General features: G+C 61.1%; 16 protein-coding genes and 1 tRNA gene. 13 read left to right on the top strand and 4 right to left on the bottom strand.

What is annotated here, in order from left to right; all coding sequences use genetic code 11:
- The first annotated feature begins 138 nt into the window (after window positions 1-138).
- The 9 genes from KXR72_RS03695 (at window position 139) to KXR72_RS03655 (ending at window position 11,048) form a co-directional block, all read left to right on the top strand.
- Complete coding sequence (locus KXR72_RS03695; RefSeq protein WP_437419749.1) at window positions 139-2,913, top strand: FimV/HubP family polar landmark protein; 2,775 nt, start codon at window positions 139-141, stop codon at window positions 2,911-2,913.
- 2 nt (window positions 2,914-2,915) lie between these two features.
- A complete protein-coding gene (gene truA / locus KXR72_RS03690) occupies window positions 2,916-3,779 on the top strand; it encodes a tRNA pseudouridine(38-40) synthase TruA (protein ID WP_437419748.1) in 864 nt (287 codons plus the stop codon).
- 84 nt (window positions 3,780-3,863) lie between these two features.
- Window positions 3,864-4,487: a phosphoribosylanthranilate isomerase gene (locus KXR72_RS03685; RefSeq protein ID WP_437419747.1), complete on the top strand. Its 624-nt coding sequence runs from the start codon at window positions 3,864-3,866 to the stop codon at window positions 4,485-4,487.
- 226 nt (window positions 4,488-4,713) lie between these two features.
- Window positions 4,714-5,607 (top strand): acetyl-CoA carboxylase, carboxyltransferase subunit beta, encoded by an 894-nt coding sequence (gene accD, locus KXR72_RS03680; RefSeq protein ID WP_437419746.1) that lies wholly within the window; start codon window positions 4,714-4,716, stop codon window positions 5,605-5,607.
- Window positions 5,604-6,908, top strand: a complete 1,305-nt coding sequence (gene folC / locus KXR72_RS03675; RefSeq protein WP_437419745.1) for a bifunctional tetrahydrofolate synthase/dihydrofolate synthase — start codon at window positions 5,604-5,606, stop codon at window positions 6,906-6,908. The genes accD and folC overlap by 4 nt, the downstream gene beginning before the upstream one ends.
- Before the next feature lie 31 nt (window positions 6,909-6,939).
- Entirely contained in the window at window positions 6,940-7,569 is a 630-nt protein-coding gene (locus KXR72_RS03670; RefSeq protein ID WP_437419744.1) for an SPOR domain-containing protein, read from the top strand.
- A 133-nt stretch (window positions 7,570-7,702) separates the two neighbouring features.
- Window positions 7,703-8,215, top strand: a complete 513-nt coding sequence (locus KXR72_RS03665) for a CvpA family protein (RefSeq protein WP_437419743.1) — start codon at window positions 7,703-7,705, stop codon at window positions 8,213-8,215.
- 73 nt (window positions 8,216-8,288) lie between these two features.
- Complete coding sequence (purF, locus tag KXR72_RS03660) at window positions 8,289-9,794, top strand: amidophosphoribosyltransferase (protein ID WP_437419742.1); 1,506 nt, start codon at window positions 8,289-8,291, stop codon at window positions 9,792-9,794.
- Between the two features lie 42 nt (window positions 9,795-9,836).
- On the top strand, window positions 9,837-11,048 hold the full coding sequence (locus tag KXR72_RS03655) for an O-succinylhomoserine sulfhydrylase (protein WP_437419741.1): 1,212 nt from the start codon (window positions 9,837-9,839) through the stop codon (window positions 11,046-11,048).
- Window positions 11,049-11,093: 45 nt separating this feature from the next.
- Here the strand turns inward: KXR72_RS03655 and gspD are convergent, their stop codons facing one another.
- Window positions 11,094-13,334, bottom strand: coding sequence for a type II secretion system secretin GspD (gene gspD, locus KXR72_RS03650; protein ID WP_437419740.1), 2,241 nt, complete (start codon window positions 13,332-13,334; stop codon window positions 11,094-11,096).
- Window positions 13,335-13,337: 3 nt separating this feature from the next.
- A complete protein-coding gene (locus KXR72_RS03645) occupies window positions 13,338-14,000 on the bottom strand; it encodes a type II secretion system protein N (RefSeq protein ID WP_437419739.1) in 663 nt (220 codons plus the stop codon).
- Between the two features lie 303 nt (window positions 14,001-14,303).
- Here KXR72_RS03645 and KXR72_RS03640 point away from each other — a divergent pair.
- The 4 genes from KXR72_RS03640 to KXR72_RS03625 all read left to right on the top strand — a co-directional run bounded on the left by KXR72_RS03640 (window position 14,304) and on the right by KXR72_RS03625 (window position 17,414).
- Window positions 14,304-14,380: transfer RNA gene (locus KXR72_RS03640), tRNA-Asp, on the top strand.
- Window positions 14,381-14,786: 406 nt separating this feature from the next.
- Window positions 14,787-16,226, top strand: coding sequence for a cytochrome ubiquinol oxidase subunit I (locus tag KXR72_RS03635; RefSeq protein WP_437419738.1), 1,440 nt, complete (start codon window positions 14,787-14,789; stop codon window positions 16,224-16,226).
- A 3-nt stretch (window positions 16,227-16,229) separates the two neighbouring features.
- On the top strand, window positions 16,230-17,237 hold the full coding sequence (gene cydB, locus KXR72_RS03630; RefSeq protein WP_437419737.1) for a cytochrome d ubiquinol oxidase subunit II: 1,008 nt from the start codon (window positions 16,230-16,232) through the stop codon (window positions 17,235-17,237).
- An 18-nt stretch (window positions 17,238-17,255) separates the two neighbouring features.
- The gene (locus KXR72_RS03625) at window positions 17,256-17,414 is read left to right on the top strand and encodes a DUF2474 domain-containing protein (RefSeq protein WP_437419736.1); all 159 of its coding nucleotides are present in this window, start codon (window positions 17,256-17,258) and stop codon (window positions 17,412-17,414) included.
- A gap of 262 nt (window positions 17,415-17,676) precedes the next feature.
- On the opposite strand, the gene KXR72_RS03620 is transcribed toward KXR72_RS03625, so the two are convergent.
- Complete coding sequence (locus tag KXR72_RS03620) at window positions 17,677-18,720, bottom strand: AraC family transcriptional regulator (protein WP_437419735.1); 1,044 nt, start codon at window positions 18,718-18,720, stop codon at window positions 17,677-17,679.
- Window positions 18,717-19,724, bottom strand: coding sequence for a carbon-nitrogen hydrolase (locus tag KXR72_RS03615; RefSeq protein ID WP_437419734.1), 1,008 nt, complete (start codon window positions 19,722-19,724; stop codon window positions 18,717-18,719). Before KXR72_RS03615 ends, KXR72_RS03620 begins: the two co-directional genes overlap by 4 nt.
- Window positions 19,725-19,765: the final 41 nt, after the last annotated feature.

The raw sequence follows: 19,765 nt of genomic DNA, 5'->3' as shown, positions 1-19,765 counted from the left end.
TGAAAGTTCGAAGAACTATTCTAGCTGACAGTGTTAACAGGCTTGTCGCTGACGGGGGCCGCCATCCGGGTGGCAGGGCAGTGAATATCAGGCCTCTCTCGAAGATCCGAGAAAGTTAAAAAACAAGGGATTACATCAATGGTTCGGGTTCGCAATCTGGTGCTGGCAATCGCGGCTGCAACCGCGTTGACTTCCGAAATGGCTTACGCGCTAGGGTTGGGCGAAGTCACCTTGAAATCAGCGCTAAATCAGCCGCTTGTCGCTGAAATCGAGCTGCTCGATGCTAAATCCCTTGCGCCAGGAGAGGTTGTTCCGGCGTTGGCCTCGGTCGAAGAGTTCAATAAGGCGGGTGTAGATCGCCAGTACTTTCTGACCGATCTGACCTTCACCCCTGTACTTCGTCCCGATGGCAAAAGTGTCATTCGCGTGTCGTCGACGAAGCCTGTTCGCGAGCCCTACCTAAATTTCCTCATCGAAGTCCTCTGGCCTAGTGGGCGTCTGCTGCGTGAGTACACGCTGCTTCTCGATCCGCCACTTTATTCTCCCGAGATTGCCGCCGCGGTCGCTCCTCAGTTGCCGGTATCGGCTCCTGCATCTAAGCCGTCTTCCCCAGTGCGGGCACCGTCGGCGTCTCCAATGAGTGCGCCTTCAGCTACTCCGAGCGCCTTGCAGGGCGATCAATACAAAGTCACGCCAAATGACACGCTTTGGGAGGTTGCCGAACGCGCCCGCCAGGGCGGCACCGTCCACCAAGCCATGTTGGCTATCCAGGACTTAAACCCGGATGCTTTCATCGGTGGAAATATCAATCGCATGAAGAATGGCCAGGTGCTGCGCCTGCCGACTGAAGAGCAGGTGCGGAGCCGGTCCCAGGCGGAGGCGATCCAGCAGGTCGCCCAGCAGAACGCAAGCTGGCGACAAGGTGCAGGTCTTGCAGGCGAGGGTTCTCGTCAGCTCGATGCCACCCAGCGCGGCCAAGCCGGAAACGCGCCGACACGCAGCGAAGCGGGCGACAATCTTCGCCTGGTCGCTCCAGAGGCTGGTCAAGCCACTACGGGCAGTGATAGCGGTGGGGCTGACGATACCAAGTCCTTGCGCGACAAACTGGCCGTCACCGAAGAAAGCCTCGACTCCAGTCGCCGCGAGAATCTGGATCTCAAGGACCGCCTGAGCGATCTCCAAGGCCAGCTGGACAAGCTACAGCGCCTGATGGAGCTCAAGGACAACCAGTTGGCCAAGCTGCAGGCTCAGATCGGGGCCGATGCTGCACCGGCAACGGGCGCTCCTGTAGGCGGCGAACCGCAAGCCGAAGCTGCCCTGGCGAATCCTCAGGTTGATGCGTCGCCCGCCGATACAGGCGAGCCGGCTGACGTCGAGGCACAGACCAGTGATGCCGCTCCGTCGGAGCCGGAACAGGTTAAGGCCCAACCGGTAGAGCCTGCTCAGCCGGCACCGGCCCCTGCTGCGGAACCTAAACCTGAGCCTGTTGCAGCAGCCCCAGCCTCAGCGCCCGTTGCCGACGAGCCGGAGTCGGGTGGTTTTGTCGATGATCTAATGGCCGATCCGGTCATGCTGGGCGTAATTGGTGGCAGCGCGTTGCTGTTGCTGTTGGTTGGTCTGATGGCATTGTCGCGCCGCAATGCGATGAAAGAGGCTGAGCTTCAGGAAAGCCTTCTCGCCGACAGCGAGACCAACAACTTTTACGCAGCCGATCACGATGAGGCTGTGTCCCAAGGCAAGCCGGCTGCCCAGCCGATTGCCGATGCCAGCCCCGCCGACGCGCTGGCCGGTGCCGCGAACGATCCGCTGGCTGAGGCGGACATCTATATCGCCTACGGCCGTTTCAATCAGGCAGCCGAATTGCTGCAGAACGCATTGAACGACGAGCCCCAGCGTAGCGATCTTCGCTTGAAGTTGATGGAGGTGTATGCCGAACTTGGCGATCGGGAGGGTTTCGCTCGTCAGGAATCTGAGCTGCGCGACATCGGTGGATCGACATCAGCAATCGATCAGCTCAAGACCCGCTACCCTGGCATGGCCGCAGCTGCCACCGCGGGGTTTGCCGCAGGTGCATTCGGTTCCAATCAGGATGATCTTGATAACCTCAGTCTGGACGATCTTGATCTGGATGGCCCGTCAGCAGCCGCGCCGGCCGTATCCGAGGAAGCCGACAATGCGTTCGATCTCAGCCTGGATGATCTCGAGCTGGATCAACCCTTGCCGTCAAGTGAGCCAGTTGGAGAGACACGCGGTTTCTCCGAAGTAGACGAGCTGAGCTTTGACGAACTCTCTCTTGAAACGGCTGCGCAGGAAAAGGGTACCGATGAGTTCGCCCTTGAGCTTGACGAGTCGACTACGAGCAGCGACGTATCGTTCGAACAAGAATTAGCCGCTTTCTCACTGGACCTGGATGAGGAGCAAACCCAGCCGGCTGCCTTGCAGCGCGACGATGAACTTAGCCTGAGTCTCGATGAGACGCCCCAGCCTTCCGTGGACAGCTTCGATTTCGAGTTGCCAGAGCTCAACGAGCCCGCGTCGATGCCTGATGAATTCGACTTGTCTCTGGAAGAGGAGGTCGCTTCGGCCGAGCCGGAAACCTTCGCCTCCCGATTGGAAGAGGTTGAGGCAGAACTGCAGGACCTGTCTCGAGATATTGACGAGTCTGCTGAACTGACGAGCGCTGCGCCGGCCATCGAGCCGGTCGCTCCCTCGGCTGAATCCATCGATGAGCTTGGAGATGACTTCGACTTTTTCTCCGACACCGATGAAACGACCACCAAGTTGGATCTTGCCCGCGCTTATATCGACATGGGTGACGCTGAAGGTGCGCGTGACATCTTGGATGAAGTGATGAGCGAAGGAAGCGACGTTCAGCAGCAGGAGGCGCGCGAGATGCTCGCCAAGCTCGCCTGAGCATGACCGAAGCAGTACCCGAAGCGGCAGCCTCAGTGGCTGCCGCTGGCATTTCCAGGATTGCACTTGGCGTTGAGTACAAAGGGTCTCGCTATCGCGGTTTCCAGCGGCAGCGAGACGGGGTGCCGTCGATCCAGTTGTCCCTGGAAAATGCGCTGAGCAGAGTGGCTGGGGGGCATCCAGTTATATTGAGTTGCGCAGGGCGTACCGACGCGCTGGTACATGCCTGTGCGCAGGTCGTTCATTTCGATACCGCCGTGACCCGTTCAATGCACGCCTGGGTCATGGGTGCCAACATGAATCTGCCGGGCGATATCAGTGTCACCTGGGCCAAGGAAATGCCGATGCATTTCGATGCACGCTTCAGTGCCATGGCTCGCCGTTATCGTTATGTCATTTACAACGACCAGATTAGGCCGGCTCACCTTGCTGAGGAGGTCACCTGGAATCACCGGCCGCTGGATATCGAACGCATGCGGGAGGCCTCGAAGGTTTTCGTCGGCACGCACGATTTCAGCGCCTTCCGCGCGCGCCAATGCCAGGCCAAGTCTCCGATCAAGACCATTCATCATCTCGAGCTGCTACAGCATGGGCGGCTTATGGTCATCGATGTTCGGGCAAACGCCTTCCTTCACCACATGGTGCGCAATTTTGCCGGTGTGCTGATGACGATTGGAGCAGGAGAACGCCCGGTCGAGTGGGCGGGGGAAGTATTAGAGTCGCGTGTGCGGCGAACCGGTGGCGTGACGGCTCATCCATATGGTCTCTACCTGGTCGAGGTCGACTACCCGGACGAATTCGAGCTGCCCAGCCGTTACTTGGGCCCGCACTTTCTTTCAGGCCTGCCGGACGTAAGGAAGCGTTAATAAACGCGCTTCACGCCTTGTGTGGCTTGCAGCTAGCGGCGCTTTTGTTACCATCCAAAGTCTTTTATCGCAGGTAGACGACCGTTGCCCATCGTTCGTACCAAGATATGCGGCATTACCAACGTTGACGACGCCCTCTTGGCCGCTGAAGCAGGCGCGGACGCGATCGGGTTGGTGTTCTACAGGCCCAGCCCGCGGGCGGTCGACGTTCAACGCGCTCGCCAGATCGTGGCGGCGCTCCCGCCATACGTATCCACGGTCGGCTTGTTCGTCAACGCATCGCGTTGTGAGCTCACCGAGACGTTGGAAGCGGTCCAACTGGACATGTTGCAGTTTCATGGCGATGAGTCCCCAGCTGATTGCGAGGGTTACCACAAACCTTGGTACAAGGCGCTACGTGTCAAGCCTGGCGAAGATATTCGCGCCCAGGCCGCGCATTACCGGGGAGCTTGCGCGATTCTTCTTGATGCTTATGTGCCGGGTCTACCTGGCGGTACCGGTGAGTCGTTCGACTGGTCATTGATTCCGCGGGACCTGGATAAGCCGTTAATTTTGGCCGGCGGACTGAACCCTCAGAACGTAGAACGTGCCATTTCCCAAGTGCAGCCCTATGCCGTGGATGTGAGTGGGGGGGTGGAGTTGCGCAAGGGTGTCAAGGATGCCGAAAGCGTTCGTGATTTCATTCGAAGAGTCCGAGGCGCAGTGTGACGAACCGGTGCCGTGCGCCGTCCAGTTACCGCTCGCTGGTGAGACCTGTCAGCGTTTCGTGCGGCCTGGCTGGAAGCAAGCTGGCCGCTAGCACTATAGATCTTGCCTCGTTGGCATATCGTTTTCGCGGTGAGGACGGCTCCGGTAGCGTCCGTGCCGCCATGATGAATTCGCCTGTAGCGCACAGAGTTGCGCTCGGGACAGACAAGCTGTGGAGAATAAAAGCATGAGCAACTGGCTGGTAGACAAGCTGATCCCCTCGATCATGCGCTCTGAATCGCAGAAAAGCTCGGTACCGGAAGGGCTTTGGCACAAGTGTCCGTCTTGCGAGGCGGTGCTTTATCGCCCCGAGCTGGAAAAGAGTCTGGACGTCTGCCCCAAATGCCAGCACCACATGCGTATTGACGCTCGGACCCGCCTGGACATCTTTCTCGACAAGGACGGGCGGCAGGAAATCGGGGCAGACCTAGAACCGGTTGATCGCCTCAAGTTTCGTGACAGCAAGAAGTACAAAGATCGCCTCTCGGCTGCGCAGAAGCAGACCGGCGAAAAGGATGCTCTGATCGCCATGAGCGGCACGCTGATGGATATGCCGGTCGTGACCTGTGCGTTCGAGTTCTCTTTCATGGGGGGCTCGATGGGTGCGATTGTCGGCGAACGTTTCGTCCAAGCCGCCAACTCAGCGCTAGAGCAGCGCTGTCCGCTGGTGTGCTTTGCAGCGTCCGGTGGTGCACGGATGCAGGAGGCGCTGATCTCTCTCATGCAAATGGCCAAGACCTCCGCCGTGCTGGCTCGTATGCGCGAAGAGGGCTTGCCTTTCATTTCGGTGCTTACCGACCCGGTTTACGGTGGTGTCTCGGCGAGCCTGGCAATGCTGGGTGATGTGATTGTCGCTGAGCCCAAGGCGCTGATCGGCTTCGCCGGGCCGCGTGTCATTGAGCAGACGGTGCGCGAAAAACTGCCGGAGGGCTTTCAGCGCAGCGAATTCCTGCTCGATCATGGTGCTATCGACTTGATTATCCCGCGTGCCGAGCTGCGCCCCCGGCTGGCGCGCTTGCTCGCTCAGTTGCAGCAATTGCCGGCCCCCGCCGAGCCAGTCATGGTCAACGCGCCTGCATGACCGAGCGGAGCCTGAACGACTGGCTCGCCTATCTTGAGCGACTGCATCCGAGCGCGATCGACATGGGCCTCGATCGCAGCCGCGCAGTGGCGCAAGCGTTGGGGCTCGGGCGCCCCGCGCCGCGTGTGGTAACCGTCACAGGTACCAATGGCAAAGGCTCGACCTGCGCCTTCATTGCTCAACTATTTGCAACCCACGGGCTGAAAACAGGCCTGTACAGCTCACCGCACTTGCGCAGGTATAACGAACGCGTCCGTATTGCGGGGCGCGAGGCAAGTGATTCAGAGCTATGCGAGGCCTTTGAAGCGGTCGAGCGTGCTCGCGGTGACATCTCGCTAACCTATTTCGAAATGGGGACACTAGCGGCGTTCTGGTTGTTCGAACGTGCGCGGCTCGATGCTGTTGTGCTCGAGGTTGGGCTGGGTGGACGCCTGGATGCGGTGAACCTGGTCGATGCTGACGTGGCGGTGGTTACGAACATCGGTCTCGATCATGCCGAATGGTTGGGTGATAGCCGTGAAAGCGTAGCGTTCGAAAAAGCCGGGATTTTTCGAATGGGTGCCCCGGCGGTATGCGGCGACCCCTTGCCGCCCGCAACCTTGCTCGAGTCGGCCAACCGTTTGTCCGCTCCGTTGAAACTTCGCGGCCGTGATTTCGATCTGTGCGTGGATGGGCAGCGCTGGCGCTGGCATGGGGTCAGTGCAACAGGCGAGCCGCTATTGCTTCAGGATCTTCCGCCGCTTGACCTCCCGCGAGAAAACGCCGCTGTTGCGTTGCAGGCCTATGCGATGCTCGACCTTCCTTGGGAGGCTGAGCGGCTGAAGCAGGCCCTGGCGACTACACAAGTCGTCGGCCGGCTCGATCGCCGGCAGGTCATCTGGCATGGCAAACAGCTCGATCTGTTGCTCGATGTCGCGCATAACCCACATGCCTCCAGCTATCTGGCCGGTCGCCTCGCCTCTTGTCCACTCAGGGGCCGTAGATTGGCCGTGTTCGGACTGCTAGCGGACAAGGATATCGCTGGCGTTGTAGAGCCTCTGCTCGGAGTGGTTGAGAGTTGGGCGGTCACCCCGTTGCCCAGTCCACGCTCTTGCTCGGCGGAACGGCTTGCTCAGACGTTGAACGAGCGTGGCGCCTCGGTCAGTATCTATCCTGACGTGTCCCACGCGATCGAGGCGCAATGCGACGCTGCTGTCGAGGGGGATGAGCTCTTGATATTTGGGTCGTTCTACTGCGTTGCAGAAGCGCTGGAGTGGCTTGATCGTAACGCGGTGAACGGAGGGCGACGCATTGCTGGATAAGGGATTGCTACAACGAATCGTGGGCGCCCTGGTGCTGGTTGCGCTGGCGGTCATTTTCGTGCCGATGTTGTTCAATCGGGAAGACGCGGGGCGCGAGGTTGCGGTCGACGCGCCTCGGATGCCTGAGGCACCCGTGGCCCCCGATATCGAGCCTGAGCCTGTGGACTTGCCGGAGCCCGCACCGGATGATTTCGAGATCATAGAAGAGGGGTCGGTTGGAGAGGGGGCGTCACCGGCCGCCGGCGAGCCCGAACGGCCATCGGCACCGATCGCCGATGCTCCTGAGGCGGCGCCTTCCTCCGAGCCGGCTCCGGCACCGTCGCAGCCCGTTACAGCGCCGGTCGAGACCGCGGCTAGCCCAGTGCAGCCTGCCAAACCGTCGCCGAAGAGCGCCGAAGAGCAGCGCCTCGACGCGTCGGGCCTCCCGGTGAGTTGGTCTGTGCAGTTAGCGAGCCTGTCGAGCCGCGAGAATGCCGAGAAACTGCAAAGCACGCTGCGCTCTCAAGGCTACAACGCATATGTGCGCACGGCGGATGGGATGAATCGCGTTTTTGTCGGTCCGCTGGTCGAGCGCGCCGAGGCGAATCGCTTGCGTGACCAGCTACAGCGCCAACAAAAGCTCGATGGTTTCGTGGTGCGCTTCAAGCCCGAGCAACAATAGCGTCTTGTTTACCGGCGCGGCGACAGGGTTTAGGCGTCTGATCGCCGAGTCGCCTCGAATGCACCAGGGAGGCGTATTCCTCCTCGAGGGGCTCTGCTAAAATGCGCCGCCTTTCTTCCTTGCAGGACAGCCCGTGGCATTCACCTGGGTCGATTGGGCGTTTGTCGCCGTCGTGGTCATTTCCAGTCTCATCAGCCTGAAGCGTGGTTTCGTCAAGGAAGCGCTTTCGCTGCTTACCTGGATCATCGCCGGCGTCGTGGCCTGGATGTTCGGTGGTTCGCTGTCTCATTATCTGGCCGAATACATTGAAACCCCCTCGTTTCAGGTCATCGCCGCCTGCGCGATCCTGTTCGTGGTGACCTTGCTAGTCGGGGCGCTGGTCAACTTTCTCATCGGCGAGCTGGTCCGGGTGACGGGCTTGTCCGGTACCGATCGATTTCTTGGAATGGTCTTCGGAGCGGCCCGGGGCGGCCTGCTCATCGTTGTGCTGGTTGGGCTGCTCAGTCTTGCCCCGGTGCAGCAGGACCCCTGGTGGCGCGAGTCTGCGCTCGTTCCGCATTTCCTGTTGGTGGCCGACTGGTCTAAGAATCTCATCCTGGGATTCGGTAGCCGCTGGGTCGCCGGCTCGTTCGACTCGGGTGCCTGAGCCGACGGATATTCACAACGGGCGCTGGGGATTCCCGAGCGTCCGGATCAGCCTGAAATGAGAGGTTCCTTGCATGTGTGGCATTGTCGGCATCGTCGGTAAGTCGAACGTCAACCAGGCGTTATATGACGCTCTTACCGTACTGCAACATCGCGGGCAGGACGCGGCTGGAATCGTGACCAGTGATGGAGGCAAGCTGTTCTTGCGCAAGGACAACGGCCTGGTCCGCGACGTGTTCCAACAGCGCCACATGCAGCGTCTGGTGGGCAATATGGGGATCGGTCACGTTCGTTATCCCACCGCCGGCAGCTCCAGCTCCGCCGAGGCCCAGCCCTTCTATGTCAACTCACCATACGGCATCACGCTCGCGCACAACGGCAATCTCACCAACGTCGACCAGTTGACCAAGGAAATCTACGAATCCGATCTGCGCCATGTGAACACCAATTCTGATTCCGAAGTGTTGCTCAACGTGTTTGCCCACGAGTTGGCTGTGCGCGGCAAGTTGCAGCCTACCGAGGAAGACGTATTCGCGGCCGTGACGAAGGTGCATGAACGTTGCGTCGGTGGTTATGCGGTGGTGGCCATGGTCACCGGTTACGGCATTGTCGGCTTCCGCGATCCCAATGCCATTCGCCCGATCGTGTTTGGCCAGCGCCATACCGACGAAGGCGTGGAGTACATGATCGCGTCTGAAAGCGTTGCGCTCGACGTGCTGGGCTTTACGCTGATCCGTGATCTGGCGCCCGGCGAGGCGGTATATATCACCACCGACGGCAAGCTCTTCACGCGCCAATGCGCGGCCAATCCACACTACGCACCCTGCATCTTTGAGCACGTCTACCTGGCACGTTCCGACTCCTTGATGGATGGCGTTTCGGTCTACAAGGCGCGCCTGCGGATGGGCGAGAAGCTGGCGGACAAGATTCTGCGAGAGCGGCCCGAGCATGACATCGACGTGGTCATTCCGATTCCTGACACCAGCCGCACCGCCGCGCTGGAGCTGGCCAACCGGCTCGGTGTCAAATTCCGCGAAGGCTTCGTCAAGAACCGCTACATCGGCCGCACGTTCATCATGCCCGGGCAAGCGGCACGCAAGAAGTCGGTGCGTCAGAAGCTCAACGCTATCGAGCTGGAGTTCCGCGGCAAGAACGTAATGCTGGTGGACGACTCCATCGTGCGGGGCACGACCTGCAAGCAAATCATCCAGATGGCGCGCGAGGCGGGGGCGAAGAATGTTTATTTCTGCTCCGCTGCGCCAGCGGTGCGCTACCCGAACGTCTATGGCATCGATATGCCCAGCGCGCATGAGCTCATCGCGCACAACCGCACCACCGAGCAAGTTGCCGAGCTGATTGGCGCCGATTGGCTGGTCTATCAGGACCTGCCCGACCTGATCGATGCGGTCGGGGGGGGCAAGGTGAAGATCGATAACTTTGACTGTGCCGTGTTCGATGGCAAGTACGTGACCGGTGATATCGACGAAGTCTATCTGCATAAGATCGAGCAGGCTCGCAACGACCTCAGCAAGGCCAAGTCGGCCGTCGCCAGCGCTATCATCGACCTGCATAACAATTGACCGGTGCGTCGGCGATTCAGCGCCGGAGCGAGGAGAATCACTATGGCACATGATTGGGATGCGGGGCGCCTCGACAGCGACCTGCTAGGCGTCGGCCCGGATACCCTGGCGGTACGCGCTGGTCAGCGGCGCACGCCAGAGGGCGAACATGGCGAGCCGTTGTTCTTCACTTCTAGCTATGTGTTCCGCAGCGCCGCGGATGCTGCGGCAACCTTTGCTGGCGAAAAGCCGGGTAACGTCTATTCACGCTATACCAACCCGACGGTGCGGGCGTTCGAGCAGCGCATTGCTGCTATGGAAGGGGCCGAGCAAGCCGTGGCGACCTCGTCCGGCATGTCCGCCATCCTGGCAACCGTCATGAGCCTGTGCTCGGCCGGCGACCATGTGCTGGTTTCCCGCAGCGTATTCGGTGCAACCGTCTCGCTGTTCGAGAAGTATCTCAAGCGTTTCGGGCTCGAGGTGGACTTCGTGCCGCTGGTTGACCTTCAGCGTTGGGAGGGTGCCTTCAAGCCGAACACCAAGCTGGTGTTCGTCGAGTCACCGTCCAACCCGCTGGCCGAGTTGGTCGATATCGAGGGGCTTGCCACCCTTTGTCGTGCGAAGGGCGCCTTGTTCGCGGTGGATAACTGCTTCTGCACGCCCGCACTGCAGCAGCCGCTGGCACTGGGCGCTGACATCGTCATCCATTCGGCGACCAAGTACATCGATGGGCAGGGCCGTTGCCTGGGCGGCGTGGTCGCCGGCCGCGCGGAGCAGATGAAGGAGTTGGTCGGCTTTCTGCGCACCGCTGGCCCGACCATGAGCCCGTTCAACGCTTGGGTGTTTCTCAAGGGGCTGGAAACCCTTCGCCTGCGTATGCAGGCCCACTGCGCGGGTGCCCAGGTGCTTGCCGAGTGGCTTGAGCAGCAGTCTGGAGTGGAGAAGGTTTACTATGCTGGCCTTCCGAGCCACCCGCAGCACGAGCTGGCCAAGCGGCAACAGAAAGGTTTTGGCGCGGTGCTGAGTTTCGAGATCGCTGGCGGCAAAGAAGCCGCTTGGCGTTTCATCGATGCGACACGTCTGATTTCCATTACGGCGAACTTGGGCGATAGCAAGACCACCATCACTCATCCCGGCACGACGACGCATGGCCGCCTCACGCCCGATGAGCGGGCCAATGCGGGCATCCGCGACAGCCTGATCCGCGTCGCGGTAGGGCTCGAAGATGTCGAGGATCTCAAGGCCGATCTCGCCAGGGGTCTGGCTGCGCTATGAGCTATTTGCGGCACCTACGGTGCCGCATCCTCCTGGGCTGACCGGCTACTCCCCAGCCGTTTCGACCTTTACCAAGAAACCGTCCAGGCGCTGCTCGGCGGATAGCCGCTGAAGTAGGCGACTGGCCTCGGCGCGCGCTTCGACCGGTCCCACGAATACGCGGTGGGTGTTGCCGGTCGTTTTGACATAGGCCTCATAACCCTGGCTGCTGAGCTTCTCCTGGAGCGCCTGCGCGCTGGTGGGATTTTGAAAGCTCGCCAATTGCACGGACCACCCTGCTCGGGGCGCCGCCGTTGCCGTGGGTTCCGGCCGCGGGACGACCTGAACGGCTGAGGCAGGTGCGGCTGCTTTACCCGAGCGCAGATCGATGGCCGGTGCCGGCTGGCCTTGCCCGTCGAATAACCGCTCCGGTGTTGCGGGGAGGATGCTCGGGCTGTCTGAGTCCGTTTCGATGACCCTTATATCGCTGTACTTCTTACCGGACAACGCAGCCAGGCCAGCACGGTCGCGTACGACGGTCGGCCGTAGAAATACCATTAGGTTACGTTTGACGTGCGTTTCCTGGGTGGAACGGAAGAGGGCACCGAGCAGGGGGATATCACCGAGCAGCGGGACCTTCGAATCGGTACGGGTGACGTCGTCCTGTATCAGGCCGCCAAGCACAATCACCTGCCCATCCTCGGCGAGGATGGTGCTCTTGATGGAGCGTTTGTTGGTCACGAGGTCGACGGCCTGCGCGGAAAGCGACGCTGACGGGGCGATCGATGAAATTTCCTGCTCGATCTCCAGGCGCAGCGTCGCGCCATCATTGATGTGTGGCACGACTTTGAGCGTGACGCCGATATCCTGCCGTTCGATAGTGGTGAAGGGGTTGTTCGCACCGGATGCATCGGTTGTATAGGTGCCCGTCTGGAAGGGCACGTTCTGACCGACCAGGATCTCCGCCTCTTGGTTGTCCAGCGTGAGCAGGCTGGGTGTCGACAGCAGGTTGCTCTTGCTATTGGCCGACAGCGCGGTGATCAAAGCGCCGAAGCTGCTTGTGCCGAGACCGATAATGGCGCCATCGGGCAGGTTCGAGGGGATCTCGTTTTCACTGATCGCCGACAGAACGCTGCCAACGGAAAGGCCAGTATTGGAGAAACTGACGCCGCCCACGCCGCCTGTGCCGCCGCGAGCGTCGACCGCCCACTGCACGCCCAGGGCGTCGGTAATGTCTCCGGATACTTCGACAATGGCCGCCTCGACCATTACCTGTGCCCGCGGGATATCGAGTTGCCGAACGATGGACTCGAGGGTGCTGATCACCTCGGGCTCGGCCAGCATGACCAGTGCGTTGAGGCTCTCGTCGGCGCGGATGAGGATATTTTGCTGACGGGTGCTTTGAGTTTCACCCTCGCCGGGCTCGGATAGTCGTTCGGAAATGTCGCCCAGCGTCTCGGCCAGCGCTTTCGCATCGTTGTGCCGCAGGCGTATGACTCGGGTGTTGGCCGAACGGGTGCTCGGCGTGTCCAGCGTCTTGGCGAGGTTGGCGAGTTTCTGCCGAGCCTGTTCCGGGCCTGTGAACACCAGGCGGTTCGTGCGGGAGTCGGCGATGATCTGTGCGCCAGCGGTGTCCCGCGCTTCGCCACGGGCGAGCGTGTTGCGCAGCACCTCGGCAATATCCGTTGCCCAGCCGTATTGCAGGTTCACCACGCTGTGGTCGTCACTCTGCGCGCGGTCCAGCTGACGGACGATATCCTCGATGCGCGAAATGTTCGCGCTGCGGTCGCTGATAATCAGCGCGTTGGCGGAGCCGACGGCGGCGAGGTGCCCGTATTGAGGCACCAGCGGGCGTATCAACGGAATCAGTTCGGTCGCGGAGGTGTGCTGGACCTGGATCACGCGGGTTTCCAGCAAATCCCCGCCGGTCGGTCCGCCTCCGGCTTCGGACTTGGCTTCCGCGTTCGGTACGATGCGGGTCACTTCGCCCTGCGTGAGGACGCTGTAGCCGTGCGTCGCCATCACAGAAAGAAACAGCTGGTAAACCTCTGACAAGGACAGTGTCGTGGATGAAACCACGCTGACCTGGCCTTTTACCCGCGGGTCCACGATGAAAGTCTGGCCTGTCAGCTGGCTGATCTGGTCGACGAATGCGCGGATGTCGGCGTCCTTGAGATTGATCGTCCAGCCATCCTGCTGGGTTTCGCTCGGTTCGATGCCAGGTTCCGCCGCCAGCAGGGGCAGCGGTGCAATGAGCAAGCTGGCGGCAAGGAACGCAACGAGCGGACGAGAGGAGAAAGGCGGCATCAGTCAGTCATCTTCCATGTTCTGTTCATCGGTGGGCAGTGTTTCCGGCGATTCCGCCGAGCCTTCCATCTGCTGGCGCAGTGCTTCCATCTGTTGCTGAAGCATCTCCGCTTGCGGATCGATGGCATCCATTGGGGCGGGCTCGCTGTAATCCGGCAGATTGTCCGGTACGGCTGTTACGGCTCGGGTAGTCGGAAAAAATAAATTCTCGATCCGCCCATTGCGTTGGATTTCGACGCGGTCAGGATGAACGCTCTTCAGGCTCAGCCCCGATTGAAGTTCCTCGCCGACCCTGTACAGCTGAGGCGGGCTGCCGGACAGCTGAACGATCGCGGTGGAGCGAGCCGGGTCCGCATGCACGAAGCTGCCGAGCAAGGTTAGATCAGAATGAGCCGTGTCGGGGGTGTAGGCAGAGTTCGCCGGGGTTCCGAACAGGGTGGACATGCGCTGCAGGTCCGGCACAACGCCGGCAGGTTGGGCTTCGCCAACAGGCTGCTTCGCAGGTTCGCGTATCAGCTGGAGCCAATCGGCAACCTGTGCGGCCAGATAAAGGCCAAACACGACGACCACCAGCGCGCTTACGAGGATAGGCGCGTGTGGGCGAATACGCTGGAGGGCAGCAGGAAAAGCCAAGCGAGGCACTCCAATGACGGTGATAACGGACATGACCCTCCAGGGTGCGTGAGCCGATGCCTGTCTGACAGGCTAGCCGCAGAGCCGGATCATGGCGAGGAAGCGCCTGAGTATGCCAGGCCAACTGACTGTTTTTCAGGCAAAAGGTGCCCAGCGGTTGGCCGAATTACTGGCGCGGTTGCAAGGTGCCGGCATTTCTACGAAAAAAATGTTGCAACCTGTTGACTTGCCGGGGGTGGGTGCGTAAATTGCGCGCCTCGCAGGGCGAACGGCCATTATCCGAAAGGAAAAAGCCAGATCATAGCCTTGTGATTCGGACGCAAGTCCGGCCGACGCGCAGCGGTAGTTCAGTCGGTTAGAATACCGGCCTGTCACGCCGGGGGTCGCGGGTTCGAGTCCCGTCCGCTGCGCCATATCTGCTTCCGATGGAAGCCTCGCTAAAAGCGGCCTCAGGGCCGCTTTTTTCGTTCCGGCGGTTTATCCGCCTTGCCTGTAGCACCGCGCCGGTCCAGTGCGCCAGGTTCTTCCGGACACCTAACTAAACAGTGCGGCCCGATCGCCACGCGGGCGTCGCCTGCGCGACAACCTAGCTAACCCATGTGCCCAAGTCGGCGCCATGCTAGCGTCTCGCTGACCGATGTAGCGGCTGGCTTGCAGCCTGCGTTTTTGCTCTCTCACAACAAGCTTGATCCAGGTCATTTCGCCTTGCCTGCGTCATCTGGTAGCGCGCCAGGTGCGCACCCTTGGGTTTTAATGCTGTCACTAATGCGTGACTAATTAACAAGCCAGGTGCAAGCGGCTGCTGACGAGGGGTAGTGAATGTTCGGTTTGGAAGCTCTCGAGCTTGCGCGGATCCAGTTCGCTTTTACCATTTCCTTCCACATCATTTTTCCGGCGATCACCATCGGGCTGGCAAGCTTCTTGGCGGTGCTGGAAGGTTTGTGGCTGAAGACCAAACGCCAGGTCTACCGTGACCTTTATCACTTCTGGTTAAAGATATTTGCGGTCAACTTCGGGATGGGCGTGGTGTCGGGCATCGTCATGGCTTACCAATTCGGGACCAACTGGAGCGCCTATTCGGAGTTCGCCGGCAGCGTGACGGGGCCCTTGCTGGCCTACGAGGTCCTGACGGCGTTCTTTCTTGAGGCGGGCTTCCTTGGCGTCATGCTGTTCGGCTGGAACCGGGTCGGGCCGGGGCTGCATTTCTTTTCCACGTTGATGGTGGCGGTCGGCACCCTGATTTCGACCTTCTGGATTCTCGCCTCGAATAGTTGGATGCACACGCCTCAAGGGCACGAGATCATCGACGGCGTGGTGGTTCCGGTCGACTGGCTGGCGATCATCTTCAATCCCTCGTTTCCCTATCGCCTGACGCACATGGCGATCGCCGCGTTCCTGGCGACGGCCTTCATGGTGGGTGCCTCCGCGGCCTGGCACTTGCTTCGAGGCAACGACAACCCGGCGGTCCGCAAGATGTTTTCAATGGCCATGTGGATGGCACTGATCGTCGCGCCGATCCAGGCAGTGGTCGGTGACTTCCACGGGCTGAATACCCTCGAACACCAACCGGCGAAAATCGCGGCGATGGAAGGTCATTGGGACAACAGTTCCGGCGAGGCGACGCCTTTGCTGCTCTTCGGCTGGCCTGACATGGAGCGCGAGGAAACACGGTACAAGGTGGAAATCCCCTACCTTGGCAGCCTGATCCTCAAGCACAGCCTGACCGAGCAGGTGCCCGCGTTAAACGAGTTCCCTGCCGAAGACCGCCCCAACGCCACGATTGTGTTCTGGACCTTCCGGATCATGGTTGCGTTGGGCCTGTTGATGATCCTGACCGGCTTCTGGAGCCTTTGGCTGCGGCGCGGCGGTCGGCTTTACCGGACCCGGCCGTTCCTGCGTCTGGCCTTGTTGATGGGGCCGTCCGGCATACTGGCGATCCTCGCGGGTTGGTTCACGACCGAGATAGGCCGACAGCCCTGGGTCGTCTATGGCGTGATGCGCACCGCCGATGCCGTGTCCAACCACAGCGCCGAACAGCTTGGCCTCACACTAGCGCTCTTCGTGCTGATCTACTTCGCGGTGTTCGGTATCGGCTTCGTCTATGTGCTGCGGCTGATTGCCAAAGGCCCGATTATCAACGAAGGCAACGAGAAGGGCGCGGGTGGCCCTGGTGAGAAGCGCACCCCGATGCGGCCGCTGTCGGCAGCCGACGAGGCGATCCCTCATGATCATGGTGACGAACTGGGCGAGAGGAACTGAGCAATGGGCATCGATCTTTCGCTGATCTGGGCGATCATCATCATCTTCGGAATCATGATGTACGTGGTCATGGATGGTTTCGATCTGGGCATCGGTATTCTCTTTCCATTCCTGGCCGACACCTCCGAGCGCGACGTGGCGATGAATACCGTCGCGCCGATCTGGGACGGTAACGAAACCTGGCTGGTACTTGGCGGGGCCGGATTGTTCGCCGCGTTTCCCTTGGCCTATTCGGTGGTGCTCTCGGCGCTGTACCTCCCGATCATTTTCATGCTGATGGGTTTGATCTTTCGCGGTGTGGCCTTCGAGTTCCGTTTCAAGGCTAGCGCGAATCGCCAGCACATCTGGGACAAAGCATTCGTCGGTGGTTCGCTTGCGGCGACCTTCTTTCAGGGCGTGGCCCTGGGGGCGTTTATCCATGGTTTTCCGGTCGAGGATCGCGCCTATGCAGGCGGCGCACTGGACTGGCTGACGCCGTTTTCGGTGTTTTGCGGACTGGCGCTGATCGTTGCCTACGCCTTGTTGGGTTGCACCTGGCTGATTATGAAAACCGCAGGCGACTTGCAAAAGCGCATGCATGACATCGGCATTCCGCTGGTTTGGGCCGTGCTTGCGGTCACCGGGATCGTCAGCATCTGGACGCCTCTGACCCACCCCGACATTGCCGAGCGTTGGTTCAGCATGCCTAACCTGCTGTTGTTCATGCCAGTACCCATCCTGGTACTGGTTTGTACGTTCGGGCTTCTGCGGTCGATCGCCCGTTACGCGCATTACTCACCGTTCCTGTTTACGCTGGCGCTGATTTTCCTGGGCTACAGCGGGCTGGGGATCAGCCTCTGGCCGAATATCATTCCGCCCTCGGTGAGCATCTGGGAGGCTGCCGCGCCGCCACAAAGCCAGGGTTTTGCCGTCGTGGGCGCGTTGCTGATCATTCCGTTGATCCTGGTGTACACCGCCTGGAGCTACTACGTTTTCCGCGGCAAGGTCAGCGTCGAAGACGGGTACCACTGAGGTTGCATGGAGCGCGCCATGAAAAACGAGCCCAATGATGGTGCACAGAAGCCAAAGCCCCTTTGGCAACGGATGACGTGGTTGGTGGTTATCTGGTCGGCCAGTGTGCTGACACTTGGCGTCGTGGCCTGGCTGCTGCGGCAATTCATGACTGCCGCCGGTCTGGCCACGCCCTAGCCGAATTCGCCCGAGGTCGCGCCGCCTGCGGGTGCGGCGATCGGGCGCGTTGCGACTTCCTCAACCGAGCGCTATTTCTCGATCCTAACGTGGCGGGTTCATGTGCTGGTCATGTGAACGCGTTAGCGTCATGGCACGGTCTTTGTAGCGATCGGGTCGACAATCGAGAGGAGACGCCAATGGACGATTATCAAGACGAAATCCTCGAATGGCATGCCACCGAGCAGGACGGCCCGGAGCCGGCTGACGATGCCTTCGAGCTTTAGACGTCGCGCCGTTGCGCGCGTCTGTACTCACCGGGTGTCTGGCCGCACCAGCGTTTGAACGCTCGTTGAAACGCCTCGGCTGACGAGAACCCGAGCAGCCACGCGATTTCCCCAAACGCCGATTCGGTGTCCCTGATATAGGCCATTGCCAGGTCGCGCCGGGTGTCATTGACGATGGCGCGATAGGTGGTGCCTTCTTCTTCCAGCTTGCGCCGCAGCGTCCAGGGTGGCAGCTGCAGGCGCGCGGCGACTAGATTGAGGTCCGGCTCCTGGCCCTTGAGCATCGGCCCGAGCAATTGCGCGACGCGCTCGCGCAAGCTGCGGGTGCGGGTGCGCTGGTCCAGTTCGGCTTCGCACAGCGCCAACAGCTGCCGCCAGGTTCCGGGGCAATGTTCGGGATTACGCAATGCCAGCGAGGCCTGATCGAGGCGTAGCTGGTTATGTTCGGCGCCAAACTCGACGCCGAGGCCGAAGAAAGCTTCGTAGCGGGCGGCATGGGCAGGGCGGGCGAATTCGATGTGCACCGCTGCGGGAATGAACGGTTGGCAGGCGATTGCGCCCAGCTGGGAAAGCCAGCTGGCCAATACCGTATCGACGACAAAGCGGTTGTAACTGTTATAGGGGCTGATCGAATAGAAGCGCAGCCAGGCGCCCGTGGTGTCTTCCTGAAAACTGGAGCTACCCCGGTAGTTCGATGCGTAGAGCGGTTCGAAGCGGACGAGCGTGCGCGCGGCCTCACGCACGGTCGGCGCCTGGGCGGCCGTGACGCCGACCAGCCCGAGATGACCAGGTTTGCGCAGCCGGCCCATGTCCAGGCCAAGCCCGGGTTCGCCGGCCAACTGAATGGCGGCGTGGCCAAGGCGCATGTAGCGGGGGATGGACAATCGCGCCTGTGGCTCGGCGAGCCGCGCCTGGTCCAAGCCGTAAGCGAGTAACAATGGTTGCGGATCGATTCGCCGTTCTTCCAGGGCGCTGGCCAGGCTGTGCACGAAGCCGACGGAAAGGTCGCCTAAGCGCACCTTCTGGTGAGATGGCCTCACTGTGGCGGCAACCAGAGGTTGGTAATACGTACCGGCTCGCTGTGCAGGTGCCGCGTCGGGCGGCGAGGTGAGCCGACGAGGTTCCACGGCAAACCGAGGGTGCTGACGCTGAGTGTCGGTAATCCGCTTGCGCTGGGATCCCCGGGAGGGCAGGGCGGCGGCAGGGTCTGTCCCGCGCCGATGATGACGGCCAGCTGGGCGTTGTTGGCGGGCATGCCGCGGTAGCCATCACAGCCGATCAACACGGCCAGGCGGCCGGCTGGCGTCTGGATCGGTGCGTTGGCCGCCTCCGTCGGCGCTTCGCTGTAGCGTCGCTCGTAACGGCTCAGGTTCAGCTTGTACTGCAGCGGCGCCAGAGGCGCGCCGTCTGGCGCGAAGGTAACGCTCACCTGTCGCAGCGGGCCGCTTCCGGCCAGAAGGCGCCCGTCTTTGAGCCGTGGCTCGGGAAGCACGATGGAGCCGGCAACGAGAGTAACGCCGTAGCGCCTGGCCAGGTCGCCGAAGACATCCTGATAGTCGCGTGCCATCTGCCGGGCCTTGATCTTCAGGACGGCTTCGGTACGGCGATCGCTGCCTTGGTGATCGAGCAGCGCGCGCAAATAGTCCCAAGGGTTGCTCAAGGCCATCCACTGCATCGCGTCGCGTAGCGTCCGGGCTTGCTGCACCTCCGGCTTCTCGTCCGTAGCGAATAGCCCAGTGCCCACGTGTTCCGGAAGCGCCACGACGGTATGGGCATTGAGTAGCCCTGCGTCCCTCGCTTGGTCAAGGTAGGTGGCGAAGCGCAATCGCAGGCGCTCTGCGTCCTGGTAGTCGGCCGGCAGCAGGCGGGTTTCGATCGCCACCAGGTTGCCGGCGCCACCGGGATGGCCCTGGCTCTCGATGGGCAGCGTACGCAGGTCGGACAGCAACGGGCCGCCAGGCCTTTCTCCAGTCCAGTCGAGATAGAGAATCAAGGCGGCGAGCGCAATCAGCGCAAGGGCGAAAAATTTACTGTGCGTGGGCATAGGCAGCTAAGGGCTAGGACGGCCCAGAGTAGACAGTAACC

The sequence above is a fragment of the Stutzerimonas chloritidismutans genome (assembly GCF_051486945.1).
GTDB lineage: Bacteria > Pseudomonadota > Gammaproteobacteria > Pseudomonadales > Pseudomonadaceae > Stutzerimonas > Stutzerimonas chloritidismutans_B.
This window is presented reverse-complemented; position numbering and strand designations above follow the sequence as displayed.